Here is an 18,865-nt window from a genome sequence, read left to right on the forward strand (position 1 = left end):
CAAGTTAGGAAATAGTTAATTCGGGTAAAGATTTGACCACATCATCAATGGCTTTCATGTGGCGTAAAAAAGGAACCAATTGGTCTAATGGTAAAGCACTGGGGCCATCGCATTTTGCATTATCTGGATCGGGGTGCGCTTCTAAAAACAAGCCCGCTAAGCCCACAGCCAAACCTGCACGACCAAGCTCAGCGACTTGGTGACGACGACCGCCCGATGCCGCACCCATAGGATCACGACATTGTAGGGCATGAGTCACATCAAAAATTAGCGGCGCACCATTACTCACGTCTTTCATCGTACGAAAGCCCAAGGTATCAACCACGAGATTATCGTAACCAAAGCAGCTGCCACGCTCACATAACATGATCTTTTCATTGCCGCATTCGCGAAATTTATCCACGATATTTTTCATCTGGGCAGCACTTAAAAACTGCGGCTTTTTAATATTAATCACCGCATCTGTTTTTGCCATCGCTTCAACAAGATCTGTTTGGCGTGCCAAAAAAGCTGGTAATTGAATAATGTCACACACATCAGCCACGGGCTGGGCTTGCTCAATTTCATGCACATCGGTAATCACCGGCACATTAAAAGTGGCTTTAATTTCTTCGAAGATTTTTAATCCTTCATCAAGGCCTGGTCCACGGTAAGAATGAATTGACGAACGATTAGCTTTATCAAATGAGGCCTTAAAGACGTAAGGAATACCGAGCTGCTCAGTTGCTACTACATAAGCTTCGGCGACTTGCATCGCCAAATCACGAGATTCTAATACATTCATCCCACCTAGCAACACAAACGGTTTATTATTGGCAATATCCACCGACACTACTGATAACGTCTTCGATGGAATAGCTGAGATATTGTTAATTGGATTCTCCACTAATTAGAGTTCCTTAATCATATAAATAATCGTGTTTCAATAATAATTAATGAGCAACGCCCGCATGGTCTAAGGCCGCATTAACGAAGCTAGTAAACAATGGGTGCCCATCACGAGGGTTAGACGTAAACTCAGGATGAAATTGACAAGCGACAAACCATGGATGATCCGGTAGCTCAACCACTTCAACCAAGCTATCGTCAGACGACCAACCACTCACGCGCATCCCCGCTTCTTGTAACTTTTCTAGGTAGTGATTATTAAACTCATAGCGATGACGATGACGTTCAACAATAGTTAACGATTCGTAAATATCTGCCGCTTTCGATTCTTTAACCAAGTGACAATCTTGCGCACCCAAGCGCATAGTACCACCTAAGTCTGACTGCTCTGATCGCTTCACGATAGAACCATCCGCTTCCGTCCACTCTGTGATCAAACCAATAATTGGGTTAGCCGTTTCTTGGTCGAACTCCGTACTATTAGCATCGGCAAGCCCTAGGACGTTACGAGCAAATTCAATGACCGCTGACTGCATACCCAAACAAATACCCAAATAAGGGATCTTATTTTCACGAGCATAACGTACAGCGGTTAACTTACCTTCTAAGCCGCGGCTACCAAAGCCACCAGGCACCAATATCGCATCAGCTGTCTCAAGAATGCCTACGCCCTGCTCTTCAACATCTTCTGCATTGATATAAAGCACATTTATTTTGGTGCGCGTGTGAATACCTGCATGACTTAGCGCTTCATTTAGCGACTTATAAGCATCTAATAACTCCATGTATTTACCTACCATGGCAATAGTTACTTCATGCTGGGGGTTTAATTTACCATCAACAACCGTATCCCACTCGGACAAATCTGCTTCCGGCGCGTCGATTCCAAATTTATTCAACACAATAGTATCTAAACCGTGCTCCATTAAGAGGCGAGGAATAGAATAAATCGACTTGGCGTCGGCCAACGGCACAACAGCACCTTGCTCTACGTTAGTAAACAGGGCTATTTTGCGACAAGAATCTTCATCGATGGCAATTTCTGAACGGCATAGTAAGACATCAGGCTGCAGGCCGATAGAGCGCAACTCTTTAACTGAATGCTGGGTCGGCTTAGTCTTTGTTTCGCCAGCAGTGGCGATATAAGGCACCAGAGTCAAATGCATTAATTGAGCACGGGACGAGCCGAACTCAAACTTAAGTTGGCGAATAGCTTCCAAGAAAGGCTGAGATTCAATATCCCCTACGGTGCCACCCACCTCAACCAACGCAATATCATAACCTTCGGCACCGGCAATAACACGGCGCTTAATCTCATCGGTAATATGAGGAATAACTTGTACGGTACCACCCAAATAATCGCCACGACGCTCTTTCCGAATGACCGTCTCGTAAACACGCCCGGTTGTAAAGTTATTACGCTTTGACATTTTGGCACGAGTAAAACGCTCGTAATGACCTAAATCAAGGTCGGTCTCTGCACCGTCTTCGGTTACAAACACTTCTCCGTGCTGAAAAGGGCTCATTGTGCCCGGATCAAAGTTAATATAAGGATCGAGTTTTAAAATAGTAACTTTTAGCCCTCTGGCCTCAAGAATAGCGGCTAGTGAGGCAGAGGCAATGCCTTTACCCAAAGAAGAAACAACACCACCGGTGACAAAGATAAATCGCGTCATGTAATACCTAACAAACGAAAATGAGCCTAGACATACTATTTATAGGCTAAAAAATGGAGCCGCCAGAAGGCAACTGAGATGGGACGTCAGGTTACCAGAAACCCTTTTCTGTCTCAACGTAAAAAGCGCCCAATACCCTATTGCATTATGAGAGAATCATAGCTCCAGACACCGCAGTAACTCGCTTTTCCCCATATTTGATCTATTCTAAAAGTAAGGTAACTATTCAGCAAAGCCAGTAACCGTTCAGATTGCGTTCAAATTTGTGCAGGACAAAGCGAAAAATGTGAGTTTACACCTGCAAATAATCGTTTTTTAACACGGTCATGCGTAAGTTTGAACGTATGCTGAATAGTTACAAAGAAAGATAGGCCGATATTAACGCCATCGGTGAAGACAAACGAGGGGAGTCACCCCCTATACAGTACGGTCAATAACATTTGTGAGCCCAAACATCCTCATCGCACTCTTAATTAATCTTGGCATCATCCTTGTTGTTTCATGGGTGTTTGGGCTGATATTTATCTTTCGTTTAGCGGAAGAAAAAAACGCTTTAGCTGAACAACTCAAAAACAGTGGGCCTGCCGCCCCCACTAAAGCAATCAAGACCTTCGATGCTGACGCACCCATCGATTATGCATCGCTACTCGAACAAATGGCGTTTGAGATAAAAGAAAAAGAAGATCGCATTGCTGCACTCATGGCAATTAAAGAGAATCAACTAGCCGCTAAAGAACAATTACAAAATTCAAACGATGATGAGTCTATCGGCCTTTATCTGGCACAACTAGAAAAAGACTTCGAAGAAACTGAAAAAATCATTCTTGCACTTCAAAAAGATTTAGATAACAGTCAGCTTGCCATGAAAAATATGGAAGAGCAGCTCGCCGATGAAGAGACGTATCAATTACGTATATCTATTTTGGAAAAAACCGAAAGAAGAATGCGCGATGAAAACAAAAAACTACGTAATACCGGCACCCAACTGGCTGAAAAATTAGACACTCGCAACAAGCAAGTCAACAAACTCAAAGAAGATAATAAAAAACTACAAAAATCATTGGCATCGCTATCCAGTGCATCTCAAGAGCAATTAGCGGTCATTAAAAAACTTCACGCACAGATTGATCGTGCAGAAAAATTAGAAATTTATCAGCGGGGTCTTATTGAAAAACTAGAAGGAAAACTCACTACAGAAAAAGGCAACGATAACGACCAAGAGAAAGTTGATCAAATGGAACATGAACTCACGCGACTAAAAGACACACTAAAACAAACGTTAATCGAAAAAGAATTTATCGAAGAACATATGCTTGAACTTGATGAGTCTCTCGAAAAAGCAAAAGAAACCGAAGAGGCTTTAGCTAGAGCGCAGGAAGAGATTGCCAACTTAGAAGAGAAGTTTCCAGAATACGAGCCGCCTGCGACACCACAAGACGTTATTGAGGAATCTCGTCAAGAAGATAATGATGACAATAATGCCATCATTAAACACCCGCCTTTCACCACAGAAATTCCTGAATTAATGGAAGTCATGGAAAACAATCGTCTATTCGGTTCGCTAATGGAATTTTGGGCCACACTTGATGCTCCACCACTGAATTTTGTTCGAAGTGAGGGCATACCCGTACCATTAATTCCTGACTGGGTATCCATCACAATTGGCGATAACGATTACCTCGTATTACTCACTGTAGATCCAGAGCTGGTAAAAACACTAACAACGTCTATATTTTCTAATGAGCAAGAAGCAAAAGGCGACAGTGAGCAACGCGATACCCGCGGTGAACTTTGTAACGTCATTGCCGGCACAATAGCCACCGAAATGGACAATAACTTCCCCGTAAGCACACCGGAGCATATTGACCAAAAAACGGCGAAACAGCAATTAGTCGAATCAACACTTGTCGCAGAAATGCTGGCTATCGCACAAGATAAACCGATATATGTTGCATTAATGATTCCGAAAAAATAAATGAAAATACTTATTGTAGATGACAGCCGCGCTATGCAGACCATTGTTCGACGAGGGATCGAACAGCTAGGCTATGGCCATTTAGAACTAAAAGCAGCGAACAACGGCAAAGAAGCGTTAGACACGATTCGAGTATGGGAGCCAGATTTTGTTATCTCTGACTGGCACATGCCAGAAATGAACGGACTTGATTTGCTCAACGCCATTGCAAGAGAAATGCTAGGCATTCACGTTGGTTTGGTAACAACAGAAAGCTCCGAAGAGCGTTTAGAAGAAGCACGAAAAGCAGGTGCCAAGTTTATCGTACAAAAACCTTTCGACACCCAAACATTGCACGAAGCTTTACTACCTATTATTCAAGGCAGCATTGAAGGCGAAGAAGCAATAGAGCGTCACGATGCCACTGAAGAAACAAGTTCTGAACATATTCTATTGCCCAGCATCCAGCAATTATCCAGCAAACTCAACTCACTCGCCACATGCAATATACAACTCCAAAAAACCATTCCGTTAGTGCTTAACCCACGTAAATTTCCTTATTTATTGGGTTTGTATGGCGACAAAGAAAAACAATCTGTTCACGCCATTGCCATCGCAGACAATAATGCGGTGTGTATATTAGGCGCACTGCAAAATAACATTACACAAGAAGACGTGCATATATCATTAGCCGACAAAGTGCTTAGCAAACGCATTATGGATGATAGCAAAGAAACGTTTTCCCAACTTGAAACTTTATTACACAATACAGAAAAAGACGAAACACTCGTATTACGCAGCACCAATGTTATGCGTAAAGAAAACCCTAACATTCAAAAATTACTCACGAAATCAGATCACCGACTTGACGTAACCATAGCGATGAAAGATTATGGCGTGGGCAACCTTACTCTTCTGGTGTCGTGAGCATACGTATCTTCGCCGCTATTTTTCGCCACTCTCTCCCCTGAATGTCTTGCTTGCTCACCATATAACTAGCACCGACAAAAGGCACATTACTTAACGACAAATACTCATTAATATTATGCGCGTTAATACCTCCTGTAGGGCAAAATTTCACGTGAGAAAACGGCGATGCAAAAGCAGAAATAGCAACAGCACCACCCATTGCTTGAGCAGGAAAAAACTTCATCAAGTGGTAGCCTTTTTCTGCCAGTAGCATAACCTCTGATGCGGTAGCAGCACCGGGAAGCAAAGGGATTTGGTAATGATCTGCCGCCGCAATCAAATCATCCGTACACCCTGGAGACACCACAAATTGAGCGCCCGCCAACTGTGCTTGCTGTAATTGCATGCGGTTCAACACTGTTCCCGCGGCAATGGTTGCACCATCTACCGCAGCCATTGCCTCGATAACCGCCAATGCATTAGGTGTTCGTAGTGTCACTTCAATAACTGGCGCGCCTGCCTCCACCAAAGTGAGGGCTAATGTACGTGCAATACGCACATCATCTACCGACAACACCGGCAAAACAGGTATTGATTGCATATATTGAAGAATATGACGAGACGCTTCTGATGGTGTCATGACTGCTGACCGGTGCATTCACTCGATTCCGAAAAAAGATTGATTAACTGTGCAGTCTCAAACAATGGCAAACCAACAACCGATGAATAACTCCCACTAATTTCTTCCACAAACACAGCACCGCGCCCCTGAATACCATATCCCCCTGCCTTATCTTGTGGCTCACCCGTCTGCCAATATAGCCGAGCTTCACTTTCAGTTATCGGGCGAAAGCGCACCGTTGTCGTATTCAAGCGTGTCGCTATCGTCTTACCCCGCACAAGACTCACCGCCGTCATCACTTCATGCGTATTACCCGACAGCTGCAGTAACATTTCAACGCCATGTTGTTCAGAACAAGGCTTTTCTAGTACCTTATCATTAAGAACGACTATCGTATCCGCCCCCAAAACCAACCCTTCTGGCTGATATTGAACACCCGCCTTGGCTTTTTCGAGTGACAAGCGCTGAACATACTCAGCGGGAGTCTCGTGCTGCAGACGTAACTCTTCAACATCAACCGACAATACCTCATAAGATATGCCAATTTGCTCTAATAGCTCTCGCCGACGCGGCGACTGTGACGCCAAATAAATCCGCATAAAACATTACCTCTTTTACCATGTCATTCAATCATTATTCATTCTACTTATCGAACAATATTGATGAAGTTTTTAAATAAACAGTAACGCTATTCATTTTAATCCGCAAGAAACCACTTATGACCTATAAAAACAAAAACGACTCGCAAAAGCGAGCCGTTTCTATTAATCATTGAGGATATCAAAACTTTTTATAGTATTAGTTAGCAGTCACATTGACTGTTCGCGTATAGGTTCCTCCATTTTCTGACCACACTCTAAAGGTGACACTTTTGCTGCCGGAATTGGTGGCTCGGAGCGTCCAGTCTGCCTTGCGAGTATCACCCTCAACGATATTGCCTAAGCTAAACTCATCATCACTAAAGTCCATACTAATACCATCTTCACGTACCGTAGACACGCCTACAAGTTGTAAGCCTGTTGAGATGCTGCTGATTTCAATATGCGTTGCTGAAGCGATGTAAGAGTCAACACCCACCGATGTACTCACGGTAAAGTTACTACCTACGCTTGGCGTACTGGTGCTAGCGGTTGCTGTCATGCTCATACCCGGTGTTGGGTCACCTCGGATCACTTTTGCAACGAGCGCAGCGGGTAAACCTGAGCTTGGCGCATCCCAATTAATAATCTTTAGGCGATAGATGCCTGCCGAAGGATTGTTAATAATAAGATACTCTACGTTATCATCATAAGACTGCGAAGCCCATTCACCACATTGCCCCCTACTATCTGGAGAGCAATCAGCACCTCTATCGACCCATAAATCCAAGTCATACTCAACCGCTTGACTAGCACCGGCGCTAGCAGCGTCTTCATCCCATGTCATAACCACAACCAAACGATCTGTACCTGAAGGTACATCAATATCACGATACCCCCAATTACTATCAGTAATCGTTCGAGTTGAGCGATACCCTGACCATCCTCCCGAACCCGAGCGCGCCCAATGAGACATATACGTTGATACACGCCCCATCCCATAAGTGTTGCGCCCCCCATTACTGTTATTACTTGGCGTGTCATCATCATTATGCAAAATACTTGATGCCATCAAATGCGCACGCATTAAATGCGGCCTATTTTCAAAAATAGCATAGTGTTGCTGTACAGTGGCCGCAATACCCGTCACGTGTGGCGCAGCCATACTGGTGCCTGTCATATTGCGGTAACCATTACTCGTTCCAGCATTCACCGAACGAATTGACGTACCCGTAGCCACCACGTTTGGCTTCATACGACCATCGCCTGTAGGGCCACGACTACTACTCGCATTGACATCACCGATACTTTGAAAACCCTCCACCTGTACATTACCCACAGCAAGAGCGTTTTTGGCGTCCGCTGGACTAGGAATAGTACTCGCACCTGAACCGCTATTACCGGCTGATATTACATACAACTGACGGTGATCCCATGTATTCGCATCCAGCTTACGCGAAAGGGTACCGGTACCATTACCACCCAAAGCACTCGTACCTAAACTGGCATTAATGATATGCGGGCGCGGGCTATCGCAGTTACTGGCATTGGCCATAAAATCAAAACCATTACTCACCCAAGATGACGTAGGAAAACTGTTTGTACTATCAAGCACTTTGGCCGCACGAATCCTCTGATCGCCGCGACTACCCACTCCAGTAGCAACGCCTCGATTACGAGAGTTACCAATACCTGAACCCATAATAGTACCTAGCACATGAGTGCCGTGATCATGCTGATCATTCCATACACCAGCGGTATCGCTCGTATAGTTTGCACCGCAACCATTTTTATTCATATCGACATGCGTGGTTGCCGCAGCACCACCAAGCATAAAACCACTATCCATAATGCCAACAATAGTGTTACTACCGTCAAAGTTAGTGCCAGCGCCACCAGTACGAATATAGTCAACACCCATGACCGACATACTCTCTTCGTGGTGTCCAGAACCAGATTCATCCAGCTCAACAAACTTCACATAATCTTGCTCGATTAACCACCCAATTTGCTTAGGGTTAAGGGCAGCATGATAAGCGCCAGTACGTTGATCAAAACGCCCGAGTATAATGTCTGCTTTTTTCAACAACGCTGTACTTTGCTTCTGAAACGTCACATCAAATACATTAATAAACACGGGCAGAACATCCACCTGATCCGACAGCTGCTTAAATACACGAGCTAAATTTTGACTCAACTTTTGTTCTGGCTGTGAATACCCAATCCACTTAACGTAGTCTAGCGACATCACCTGACGAAGCACTTTTTGGCTACGCGGTATCTTTACCGCATACATATCGCTATGAACATCTAAAATCTGCAACCCAATACGAGCTAATTGTTTTTCTGCCTTCGCACTAAGGTATTCGTCTAAATACAAAAAACCATAGGTATGCTCATAACCTGATGGACGAGAAATAGCTTCCAATAGGCGTTTATCAATACCCGGGGCAGGCTGAAAGCTAAATGAAGAAAAACTCAACGACAATTCGGTACTGGGCTTTTGTGGCGTTTTACTTAACTCACTAAGTGCTTTAAACGTAGCGCGCTTTAAGCGTTGCGGCTCGACATTAATATCAACAAATTTATCTGCATCATCTTGATACGCCTTCGCACCTTTGGGCGGAATAATAGAAGATGCCGGTATAGCGCTTGGCACTTCTACAGATTTAGCCTGAGAGCTCAACACTTTTACTTCACGATCACGCTCACCTAGTTTTACCGCTTCAATAGCCTGAGCAAAAAAATCGGTCTTATTTAAAGAGTCTTTTTGTCGACTGACAATGCCTTGTGCTTTATTAAACGCTACAACATTCTCTGCTTCTGGAATCTCCGAAGTACTGGGGGAAGAATTATTGGAATTTGAGCACGCCGACAATGTGAGAGTCGCGGCGACAGGAAGTAAAAATATTTTTTTAGCCAAAAAATAACGTAGGGGGTTCATATAATCATTCTCCTTATGAATCATATTAGATATGGGGACTTGCAGCGCAGCTATCCTACGCTTCTGCTTTTCAACTGAAAAGTATTCGCACGCGAATGGCACACAAAGCTACAACTTTTTGGCAATAGTGTGACGAAGTGCAAAATACGATTAAATATTTAAGCGCACACATCGATAGCATAAGGAACCTACAAATACGTCTGAGTGAAATTTTCGGTGAGATAAAAACATGCTATTTAAGAAAAGTTTCAACAAAGAATGGGGCGTTTTTAGCCCGCGAAAAATCACGCATCAATTATTCAGAGGCCACAGAAATAATGTATTACGGGCAACACTTCACTAGCTCGTTCGTTATGCAGCCTTAAGAGCCTACTCCTCTGGTAGCTTCCATTTTAATTTTCTCTCAATGGCCGTGATCATCAAACTAGCAATATCTTGTTCTGTTGCCGCTTCAATCCCTTCCAAGCCTGGAGAAGAGTTTACCTCAAGTAATAACGGCCCTTTATTCGAGCGAATAATATCGACACCCGCTACAGACAAGCCCATAACTTTAGCCGCTTTAATTGCCAAACTCCTTTCTTCTTTTGTCACTTTGACAATTTTTGCGGAACCTCCTTGATGGATATTAGCTCTAAATTCTCCCGGTGCTGCTGTGCGCTCAATTGCCGCTACAACCTTTCCGTTAATAACAAAGCAACGTAAGTCTTTACCTTGCGCTTCTTTTACAAACTCCTGAACTAACAAGTTAGCTTTTAATGATTTAAATGCATTAATAACGGACTCAGCCGCTTTGCGAGTTTCCGCTAACACCACACCTCTACCTTGAGTACCTTCCAAAAGTTTTACAATTAAAGGAGCGCCGCCAACCATATCAATCAAATCGTTGGTATCAACGGGTGAATTTGCAAAACCCGATGTAGGAATATCCAAACCAGACTCCTGTAATAGCTGCAAAGAAAATAACTTATCTCGCGACTGACTAATTGCAGCAGAACCATTTAATGCAAAAATCCCCAAACTTTCGAAATGCCTTGTTAGCGCACAACCATAAAAAGTCATGCTAGGTCTAATTCGCGGAATAACGGCATCGACATCATTAAGAATTCTCCCACCTCTATAGTGCACCTCAGGCGTTTCAACATCTAGCTTCATATAACATTGCTTGATATTAAAAAACTCAACCTCATGGCCTCGAGCAAGCCCAGCCTCCATAATACGCTGATTACTATATAGCTCGGGATTACTCGCTAAAATACCAATTTTTAGCCCCGAAGGTTTAACCAGTTTTTTTCCGTAAAGCGTTTTGATTTCTTCGGCTGTTTTATCTCCCAAGATAAAACTCGCTGCAGGATCAACAAGCATACGGTTTTGCATTGCCTCTCTTCCCAGCAGCATTCGGTATCCCATCGAATCGCGATTAGTTAATGTCACTTCAATATCAAAAACATGCTGACCAATTTCCATGGGCACTTTAATCACATAACGCTTTTCCGACGTGCCAGATGAGCTTTTCACCATACGCCTATCAACAATTGGCGCCTCACACCGAATGGCAGTTTTACGATTTAACTGTAAAGGATGAATTTCAAAACTCACCCATGTTTGCATATCGCGCGTAAAGGTACGGATATCAAATGCATGAATAGATGATGTTTTAGCACCAGAATCCACTCGCGCCTTGATAGCAGAGATTCCCAAACTAGAAAATGCGCACCACTCTTCACTACCGACAATAATTTTTTCATTAAGCATACTAAAGCCTTCCCGTAAGGGACTGGTTCTGCAAAGGAAGATAGATGGAAAACAGACGTGTCAATCACAAAAAAAAATGGCTGACAGGAGTGAACCTCAAGAATCCTCACAAATCAAAGCAGAAGGTTGTTATTGCTTACGCGCCTCTGAATCGTGAGAAAACGCTTGGGCTAGATATTCATAAATTCTCTAAAAAGGTCAAATTTCGGCGCAGATTCTATGCCGTTTTTTAGGCGCTGCCAACTATTTTTTAGGAGCACCTGAAAAACAAAAACCCTGAAGGCGTTAACCTTCAGGGTTTTATGGATTTTATGCTTGGCGCAAAAAAATTACATCATGCCGCCCATACCACCCATGCCGCCCATGCCGCCCATGTCTGGCATAGCTGGTGCGCCGCCTTCTTCTGGAGCATCGGCAACCATTGCTTCGGTGGTTAGCATTAAGCCTGCGATAGAACCCGCTGCTTGGATAGCAGTACGCGTTACTTTCGCTGGATCAAGAATACCCATAGCTAACATATCACCGTACTCGCCTGAGCCTGCGTTAAAGCCGTAGTTGCCTTCGCCTTTTTTCACTTGGTCGGCGATAACAGAGGCTTCTTCACCAGCGTTAGTTACGATTTGGCGAAGTGGAGATTCCATTGCACGTAATGCGATAGCTACACCTGCGGTTTGCTCATCGTTGTCGCCCGTTAAGTCAGCAATAGCCGCAGCTGCACGAATTAATGCCGTGCCGCCACCAGGAACAACGCCTTCTTCAACCGCTGCGCGTGTTGCGTGAAGTGCATCTTCAACGCGTGCCTTTTTCTCTTTCATTTCAACTTCGGTTGCTGCACCAACTTTAATAACCGCAACACCACCAGCTAACTTAGCGACGCGTTCTTGCAGCTTTTCTTTATCGTAATCAGACGAGGTTTCTTCAATTTGCGCACGAATTTGAGCAACACGAGATTGAATCGCAGCCGCATCGCCAGCACCATCAACAATCACGCTGTTTTCTTTGCTCATAGTTACGCGCTTAGCGGTACCTAAATGCTCTAGCGTAGTTTCTTCTAGGTTTAAACCTACTTCTTCAGAAATCACCGTACCACCCGTTAAGATAGCAATGTCTTCTAGCATCGCTTTGCGACGATCACCGAAACCTGGCGCTTTACAAGCGGCCACTTTTACAATGCCACGCATGTTGTTGATAACCAGCGTAGCTAACGCTTCACCTTCAACATCTTCAGCAACAATAACCAATGGCTTGCCTGCTTTTGCGACTGATTCTAGTACCGGTAACAACTCACGGATATTAGAGATTTTTTTATCAACCAACAAAATAAATGGGCTTTCTGATTCAACCATCATATTGTCTTGGTTGGTCACAAAATAAGGTGATAGGTAGCCACGGTCGAATTGCATACCTTCTACAACGTCTAATTCGTTATCGAAGCTGTTACCTTCTTCAACGGTAATCACACCTTCTTTACCAACTTTTTCCATCGCTTCAGCAATGATAGAGCCAACAGCTTCGTCACTGTTCGCAGAAATAGTGCCAACCTGTGCGATTGACTTAGTATCAGTACAAGGCTGAGAAATACTATGAATATGTGCAACGGCTGCAGCAACTGCTTTGTCGATGCCGCGCTTAAGATCCATTGGGTTCATACCCGCCGCAATAGATTTTAGGCCTTCATTGACAAATGATTGCGCTAATACAGTTGCTGTTGTTGTACCATCACCCGCATCGTCAGATGCTTTAGACGCTACTTCTTTAACCATTTGCGCGCCCATGTTTTCGAACTTGTCTTTTAGCTCGATTTCTTTCGCAACAGACACACCATCTTTAGTAACGGTTGGTGCACCAAATGATTTATCTAAAACAACGTTACGACCCTTAGGGCCTAGCGTAATTTTTACCGCGTCGGCGAGTACGTTAACACCGGCTAACATTTTTTGACGGGCGTTATCCCCAAATTGAACTTCTTTAGCTGCCATGATTTTTTACCTTGCAATTAATCTTTGTTTAAAAAAATAAATGTATGGAAGAAAAAATTAATAACCTTACTTTTCAACCACTGCCTTAATGTCTGATTCGCTTAAGATAACTAATTCTTCACCGTCAACATCAATAGTGTCGCTACCTGCATATTTACCAAATACCACAACGTCACCCACTTTAACGTCAACAGGGCGCACATCACCGCTATCAAGTACGCGGCCGTTACCTACTGCAAGCACTTCGCCTTGATTAGGCTTTTCTTTTGCCGAACTAGTTAACACAATGCCACCCGCAGAGGTCGCCTCTTCTTCTTGGCGACGAACCACTACGCGGTCATGTAAAGGACGAATATTCATTATTACTCTCTCCGATTGTCTCAATTAAGTATTGTTATTAATCACACACCCCGCCTAGTATTTACACCGGACGTGGCTTACAAAATTAGTGAGCTTTATTACAGCTCGCTAATCAGATGGGGTTACTCACATTCATTTCAAGTGATTACACGAGATTTTTATGGTTTATTTAGATTCTTGATTTGAATTGAGCAATTATTGATCAGGTTTTATTTTTTTATGGTGATCTGAGGATTCGCTCGCCACATACTCACCCTCAATAATATCAACTTGAGACGAACTAGCTCGACCAGAAGAAGAGGAATAATGATGAGTTTCAGAATAGTTAAATGACTGGTTTTGCGCCTTAGATTGAGAAAACAAGCCGCTTGATATATTTTTAGCAAAAGCACCAATAATAATGGTACGTATACCGGGCGTGAGACAAGCAAAACCCACAACATCGGTCACAAAACCCGGCGTTAATAATAAAGCACCACCGACCGCAAAAAATAAACCATCTGCCATTTCACGAGCAGGTAATGAGCCAGCCTGCATTTTAGAGCGAGCCTTGAGTAAAGTGGCCGCCCCCTGATAGCGCAATAATCCCACTCCGATAAAAGCCGTCAATAGTACTAAACCAATGGTGGGAATAGCGCCAATATGCTGCCCCACTGTGATTAACAGCCACATTTCAATAATGGGAATAACAATAAATAATAAAAACAGTACTCTCAAATCAATCTCCTTGATACATCAGTCGCGAAACTCAACACGCCAACTTACGCAAAATATGGCACCAAATACATAGATTACAAGGCTACATACCAAAGACTATGAAAACCATGTAAAACGTTACGAAAGACGCCTTTGCAAAAATAGAATTAACATGACAACTGGAATGCCAATAATGGCGGTCATTAAAAAGAACGTGGAGTAACCCACACTCTCAACCAAAGTACCCGAATACCCTCCAAGCAACTTAGGAAACAAGGTCATCATTGAACTGAAAATTGCATACTGCGTTGCGGTAAATTCAATGGACGTTAAACTGGATAACCAAGCGACAAACGCGGCGACGGCTAAACCTGCACTTAAATTATCAATCGCAATCACAACACTTAACGCAGTAATAGTTGGTTCTGCCGTCGATAACCACATAAAAGTAATATTCGTTAATGCGGACAAAATCGCGCCGAGCAATAACACCTTCATGACCCCCATGCGCAAAGCTAAAAAACCACCCAAAAAACTACCAGCAATAGTCATTAACAAACCAAATACTTTGGTCACACTAGCAATATCGGTTTTGCTATAACCCAGATCTTGATAAAACACATTGGCGATCACACCCATAATAATATCGGAGATGCGATAAAAACCAATCAATAACAATACCCATAAAGCGAGTTTTCCGTAACGCAGAAAAAAATCTTTAATCGGGGATAAATAACTTTCTACCACCATCGTTTTATCTACGACACCCAACGTCGCGCCACTAAAACCGATGGCTATGGCTACGCTTAAGGCAAGCAATAATTTTGCCGCAGCCAATAAAAAGTTAATGACGCTACCTAAATAACCACTTATGCCATGATCAATCACTGGAAACCAAAAAAATACGCTCACCAATGCGGCAATCGACAATAAAAATATGACGAAAAATCGTAGATACGAGTCTGTACTATAAGGATATTGCTCACTCTGTTGTTGTGAACGAGGCTCGGCAATCAATAAAGTGGTGACAACCCCTATCAACATACAAGCAGACATAATACAATAGGTATACTGCCATGCACTATACGCATAAGCTCCGGAGCGACTACCAAAAAAATCGGCTAAATATAAACTACCTGCACCAGCAACCACCATACCGATACGATAACCAGCAATATAACTAGACGACAATAACGCTTGATCTTTTGCATCCGCACACTCAATACGATATGCATCAATAACCACATCTTGTGTGGCTGAAGAAAACCCCAAAGCCACTGCCGCCCATGCCATCGCCGATAAACCATCAATAGGATCAACACTAGCCATAGTCATAATCGAAGCGATGACAGCGAACTGTGCTAACAATAACCAACTACGACGACGACCTAACAATTGACTCGCTACAGGCAGCGGTAATTTATCAATAATTGGAGCCCAAATAAACTTAAAGGAATAGCCCAAAGCCGCCCAACTAAAATACGTCACCGCTGATGTTGATACGCCAGCCTCACCTAACCATAAAGATAAGGTAGAAAAAATTAATAATATGGGTAAGCCAGCAGAAAAACCTAGCAAGGATAAAATGATGAGTTTTTTTAGTGGAAAATTATCATTATGCAGGATATGAAATAAGGAGTTATTCATGGAGAATATTAATCTCTAAAATTAGTAAACTGCAACGGCATATCAAGCTCTTCTTCTCTTAGCATCGCCATTACTGCTTGCAAGTCATCACGTTTTTTACCGGTTACTCGCACCTGATCGCCTTGTATTTGCGATTGCACTTTCAGCTTTTTATCTTTAATTATTTTTACAATTTTTTTAGCCAGCAATGATTCTAAACCCGTACGTACGGTTATCTCTTGCTTTACCTGCTTGCCCAATGGCGTAAAATCGGCCACATCTAAACATTTAATGTCTAGCTTATTCTTCACCATGGTCGACTGTAAAATATCCAGCATTTGCTGGAGCTGAAAATCGACATCCGCCCATAGGGTCACGACAAATTCTTTACGTTCAAATTTAGCATCGACACCACGAAAATCAAAACGTGTATCGAGTACACGATTAGCTTGATCGACGGTATTAGTCAGTACATGTTTATCAACTTCAGAAACAATATCGAAAGCTGGCATAAAAACTCCTAAGAAATGACAGATTAATAACTTATTGATACCCGTGGTGCATTCTGAGCTAAATTGCACTCATAGAACAGAAAAACAAGCTATCGATGTTTATCGTTATTCACTTATAGCCGTTAATAAGCCACGAAAACGTGGCCAATCAAATGCCTCACCGGGATCGGATTTTCGCCCCGGCGCTATATCACTATGCCCGACTATTCGATCAATCGCCATGGCGGGATAGGCTTGCATCAAAGCACGAGCAACATCTGCGAGTATGGCATATTGTTGATCGGTATAAGGTAGCTCATCGGTTCCTTCTAGCTCAATACCCACCGAAAAATCATTACATTCTTCTCGCCCATCAAAACATGAGCGCCCAGCATGCCATGCTCGCTGAGTAAAAGGCACAAACTGAATGATCTCGCCTAAGCGGGTGATTAGTAGATGAGCCGACACACATACGCCGTCAATCGACGTAAAATAGGGGTGATCGCCAATAGGGAGTTGATTCGTAAAAAATTGCTCGATATAGCCGTTGCCAAATTGTCCGGGCGGCAAGCTAATATTGTGAACCACCAGCAAATCAATGATTGTATCGCTAGGGCGCTCGTTATAATTAGGAGATACCACATGACGAACACGCGCATCGGCATTCGATAACCAACCTTCGTTGATTGCCAACAAGGGCTTCGATGTTGATTGCTCATTGCTTAACACGGTTGTAGAACCCATTCCAAATAAACCCTATGATACCGCTTAACGAATAATCCTGATAGGTTGGTGATCGACGGGGAAGTCATGCCGCTTTTATCATAGCCATCACAGTGAATAGATTTCGGTTTTCACCAGAACGACTGAATCAGTAATATGAGACACACCCATGCAAAATGATACACCCGACGCCACCCAATCGATGGGCAAAACCATGATGATTCTCGCATGGGTAGTCGCATTGGGCTTATTAATCTTTTTCTTTAGCCAGTGGGAGAAAAAAGCTTACAACCCTAACCAGAACCCCGACAGCCAACAATCCCCCACACAAAACCAAGTGATACTAAAGCGCAACCGGTTTAACCACTACGTTACGCAGGGCAAAATTAATGGCGAAGAAGTCACCTTTTTATTAGACACCGGCGCAACCGATGTGGTGATCCCTGAGGTTATTGCTCGCCGCCTAGGGCTAACGAAAGGCGCGGAACAGCGCGCCAGCACCGCGAATGGTATTATTACCGTTTATAATACACGGCTAGATCAACTCACTATTGGGCATATTGTATTGCGCGACGTAAACGCCAGCATTAACCCCGCCATGAGTAACGACTCGATTCTTTTAGGTATGAGCGCCCTCAAAAAAGTCGAATTTACTCAAAGAGGCGACACACTCACCCTTCGGCAATATCGCTAAAAGTTAACGTTTACAACAAATCCACTATATAATTCGCAACCTATTGATACGCCCCCTAGATCGGGAGCACCCTTACTAAAAGCGAATAGCAATAAAGCGGATTTTTTATATGCCCACCATTAACGACTCATTACAAAACGACATTCGCCGTGCTGTTAGCCATGCACTTGCCGAAGATATAGGTGAAGGAATAGACAGCGGCGATATTACTGCCGAGCTAATACCCGCTACACAAACGGCACAAGCCACCATCATCACCCGTGATGATGCCATCATGGCAGGGCAAGCATGGGTGAACGAAGTATTTGCCCAGTTCGACCCACAAGTACTGATTACTTGGCATGCCAACGATGGCGATGCGATTAGCGCCAACTCCACCCTATTTACCCTAACCGGCTCTGCACGTAGCCTACTCACCGGTGAGCGTACCGCACTGAATTTTTTACAGCTATTATCTGGCGTTGCCACCACCAGCCAACACTATGCCGATAAAGTCAAGCACACCGCGGTTACCTTACTTGATACCCGAAAAACCATCCCCGGTTTACGTACCGCCCAAAAATACGCCGTCACCTGTGGCGGCTGCCAGAACCATCGTATCGGCTTATTCGATGCCTTTTTAATCAAAGAAAACCACATCGCTGCCTGCGGCGGTATCACCCCCGCTATTCACACCGCCAAAACCAACCACCCGGATAAACCCGTAGAGGTAGAAACCGAAAACCTAGACGAATTTAGAGAAGCCCTAGATGCTGGCGCCGATATTATTATGCTGGATAATTTTTCGTTAGAAGATATGCGAACGGCAGTGGCGGAGAATAAAAAGTATGCCGGAAAGACAAAACTAGAAGCATCGGGGGGGATTACTGAAACGACATTAGTGGCGATTGCGGAAACGGGGGTGGATTATATTTCTATTGGGGCATTGACGAAGGATTGTAAGGCGGTGGATTTGTCGATGCGGTTAGCTTAA

At 43.6% G+C, this 18,865-nt stretch carries 16 protein-coding genes and 1 pseudogene; 4 read left to right on the forward strand and 13 right to left on the reverse strand.

Going from position 1 to position 18,865, the window contains the following annotated elements:
- Positions 1 to 4: 4 nt before the first annotated feature.
- Both kdsA and ACZ5O6_RS09090 read right to left on the reverse strand, forming a co-directional pair.
- Positions 5 to 856: a 3-deoxy-8-phosphooctulonate synthase gene (gene kdsA / locus ACZ5O6_RS09085; RefSeq protein ID WP_447091915.1), complete on the reverse strand. Its 852-nt coding sequence runs from the start codon at positions 854 to 856 to the stop codon at positions 5 to 7.
- Between the two features lie 76 nt (positions 857 to 932).
- Positions 933 to 2,564 (reverse strand): CTP synthase, encoded by a 1,632-nt coding sequence (locus tag ACZ5O6_RS09090; protein ID WP_447091875.1) that lies wholly within the window; start codon positions 2,562 to 2,564, stop codon positions 933 to 935.
- Between the two features lie 442 nt (positions 2,565 to 3,006).
- On the opposite strand from ACZ5O6_RS09090, the gene ACZ5O6_RS09095 reads away from it, so the two are divergent.
- The gene (locus tag ACZ5O6_RS09095; RefSeq protein ID WP_447091874.1) at positions 3,007 to 4,539 is read left to right on the forward strand and encodes a chemotaxis protein CheX; all 1,533 of its coding nucleotides are present in this window, start codon (positions 3,007 to 3,009) and stop codon (positions 4,537 to 4,539) included.
- The gene (locus tag ACZ5O6_RS09100) at positions 4,540 to 5,445 is read left to right on the forward strand and encodes a response regulator (protein WP_447091873.1); all 906 of its coding nucleotides are present in this window, start codon (positions 4,540 to 4,542) and stop codon (positions 5,443 to 5,445) included. It abuts the gene before it with no gap.
- On the opposite strand, the gene eda is transcribed toward ACZ5O6_RS09100, so the two are convergent.
- The 11 genes and pseudogenes from eda to ampD all read right to left on the reverse strand — a co-directional run bounded on the left by eda (position 5,426) and on the right by ampD (position 17,219).
- Positions 5,426 to 6,067 carry a bifunctional 4-hydroxy-2-oxoglutarate aldolase/2-dehydro-3-deoxy-phosphogluconate aldolase gene (gene eda, locus ACZ5O6_RS09105; RefSeq protein ID WP_447091872.1) on the reverse strand — a complete coding sequence of 214 codons (642 nt, stop codon included), beginning with the start codon at positions 6,065 to 6,067 and terminating at the stop codon, positions 5,426 to 5,428. The genes ACZ5O6_RS09100 and eda overlap by 20 nt on opposite strands.
- Entirely contained in the window at positions 6,064 to 6,648 is a 585-nt protein-coding gene (locus ACZ5O6_RS09110) for a Maf family protein (protein ID WP_447091871.1), read from the reverse strand. The genes eda and ACZ5O6_RS09110 overlap by 4 nt, the downstream gene beginning before the upstream one ends.
- A 199-nt stretch (positions 6,649 to 6,847) precedes the next feature.
- The gene (locus ACZ5O6_RS09115; protein WP_447091870.1) at positions 6,848 to 9,571 is read right to left on the reverse strand and encodes a S8 family serine peptidase; all 2,724 of its coding nucleotides are present in this window, start codon (positions 9,569 to 9,571) and stop codon (positions 6,848 to 6,850) included.
- Between the two features lie 369 nt (positions 9,572 to 9,940).
- Positions 9,941 to 10,855 (reverse strand): 30S ribosomal protein S6--L-glutamate ligase, encoded by a 915-nt coding sequence (gene rimK, locus ACZ5O6_RS09120; protein WP_447091914.1) that lies wholly within the window; start codon positions 10,853 to 10,855, stop codon positions 9,941 to 9,943.
- A gap of 60 nt (positions 10,856 to 10,915) precedes the next feature.
- Positions 10,916 to 11,323: pseudogene (locus tag ACZ5O6_RS09125) on the reverse strand (ATP-dependent zinc protease family protein); the annotation flags it as partial.
- Between the two features lie 329 nt (positions 11,324 to 11,652).
- Positions 11,653 to 13,302 carry a chaperonin GroEL gene (gene groL, locus ACZ5O6_RS09130; RefSeq protein WP_447091869.1) on the reverse strand — a complete coding sequence of 550 codons (1,650 nt, stop codon included), beginning with the start codon at positions 13,300 to 13,302 and terminating at the stop codon, positions 11,653 to 11,655.
- A 66-nt stretch (positions 13,303 to 13,368) separates the two neighbouring features.
- Positions 13,369 to 13,662, reverse strand: a complete 294-nt coding sequence (locus ACZ5O6_RS09135; protein WP_447091868.1) for a co-chaperone GroES — start codon at positions 13,660 to 13,662, stop codon at positions 13,369 to 13,371.
- Between the two features lie 195 nt (positions 13,663 to 13,857).
- Complete coding sequence (locus tag ACZ5O6_RS09140) at positions 13,858 to 14,379, reverse strand: FxsA family protein (protein WP_447091867.1); 522 nt, start codon at positions 14,377 to 14,379, stop codon at positions 13,858 to 13,860.
- 117 nt (positions 14,380 to 14,496) lie between these two features.
- Complete coding sequence (locus ACZ5O6_RS09145) at positions 14,497 to 16,005, reverse strand: AmpG family muropeptide MFS transporter (protein ID WP_447091866.1); 1,509 nt, start codon at positions 16,003 to 16,005, stop codon at positions 14,497 to 14,499.
- A gap of 8 nt (positions 16,006 to 16,013) precedes the next feature.
- On the reverse strand, positions 16,014 to 16,496 hold the full coding sequence (locus ACZ5O6_RS09150; RefSeq protein WP_447091865.1) for a YajQ family cyclic di-GMP-binding protein: 483 nt from the start codon (positions 16,494 to 16,496) through the stop codon (positions 16,014 to 16,016).
- A 105-nt stretch (positions 16,497 to 16,601) separates the two neighbouring features.
- On the reverse strand, positions 16,602 to 17,219 hold the full coding sequence (ampD, locus tag ACZ5O6_RS09155) for a 1,6-anhydro-N-acetylmuramyl-L-alanine amidase AmpD (protein WP_447091864.1): 618 nt from the start codon (positions 17,217 to 17,219) through the stop codon (positions 16,602 to 16,604).
- A gap of 148 nt (positions 17,220 to 17,367) precedes the next feature.
- Here ampD and ACZ5O6_RS09160 point away from each other — a divergent pair, with 148 nt between their 5' ends.
- Positions 17,368 to 17,892 carry a retropepsin-like aspartic protease family protein gene (locus ACZ5O6_RS09160; RefSeq protein ID WP_447091863.1) on the forward strand — a complete coding sequence of 175 codons (525 nt, stop codon included), beginning with the start codon at positions 17,368 to 17,370 and terminating at the stop codon, positions 17,890 to 17,892.
- Between the two features lie 109 nt (positions 17,893 to 18,001).
- Entirely contained in the window at positions 18,002 to 18,865 is an 864-nt protein-coding gene (nadC, locus tag ACZ5O6_RS09165) for a carboxylating nicotinate-nucleotide diphosphorylase (protein WP_447091862.1), read from the forward strand.

The organism is Eionea flava (genome assembly GCF_055393785.1).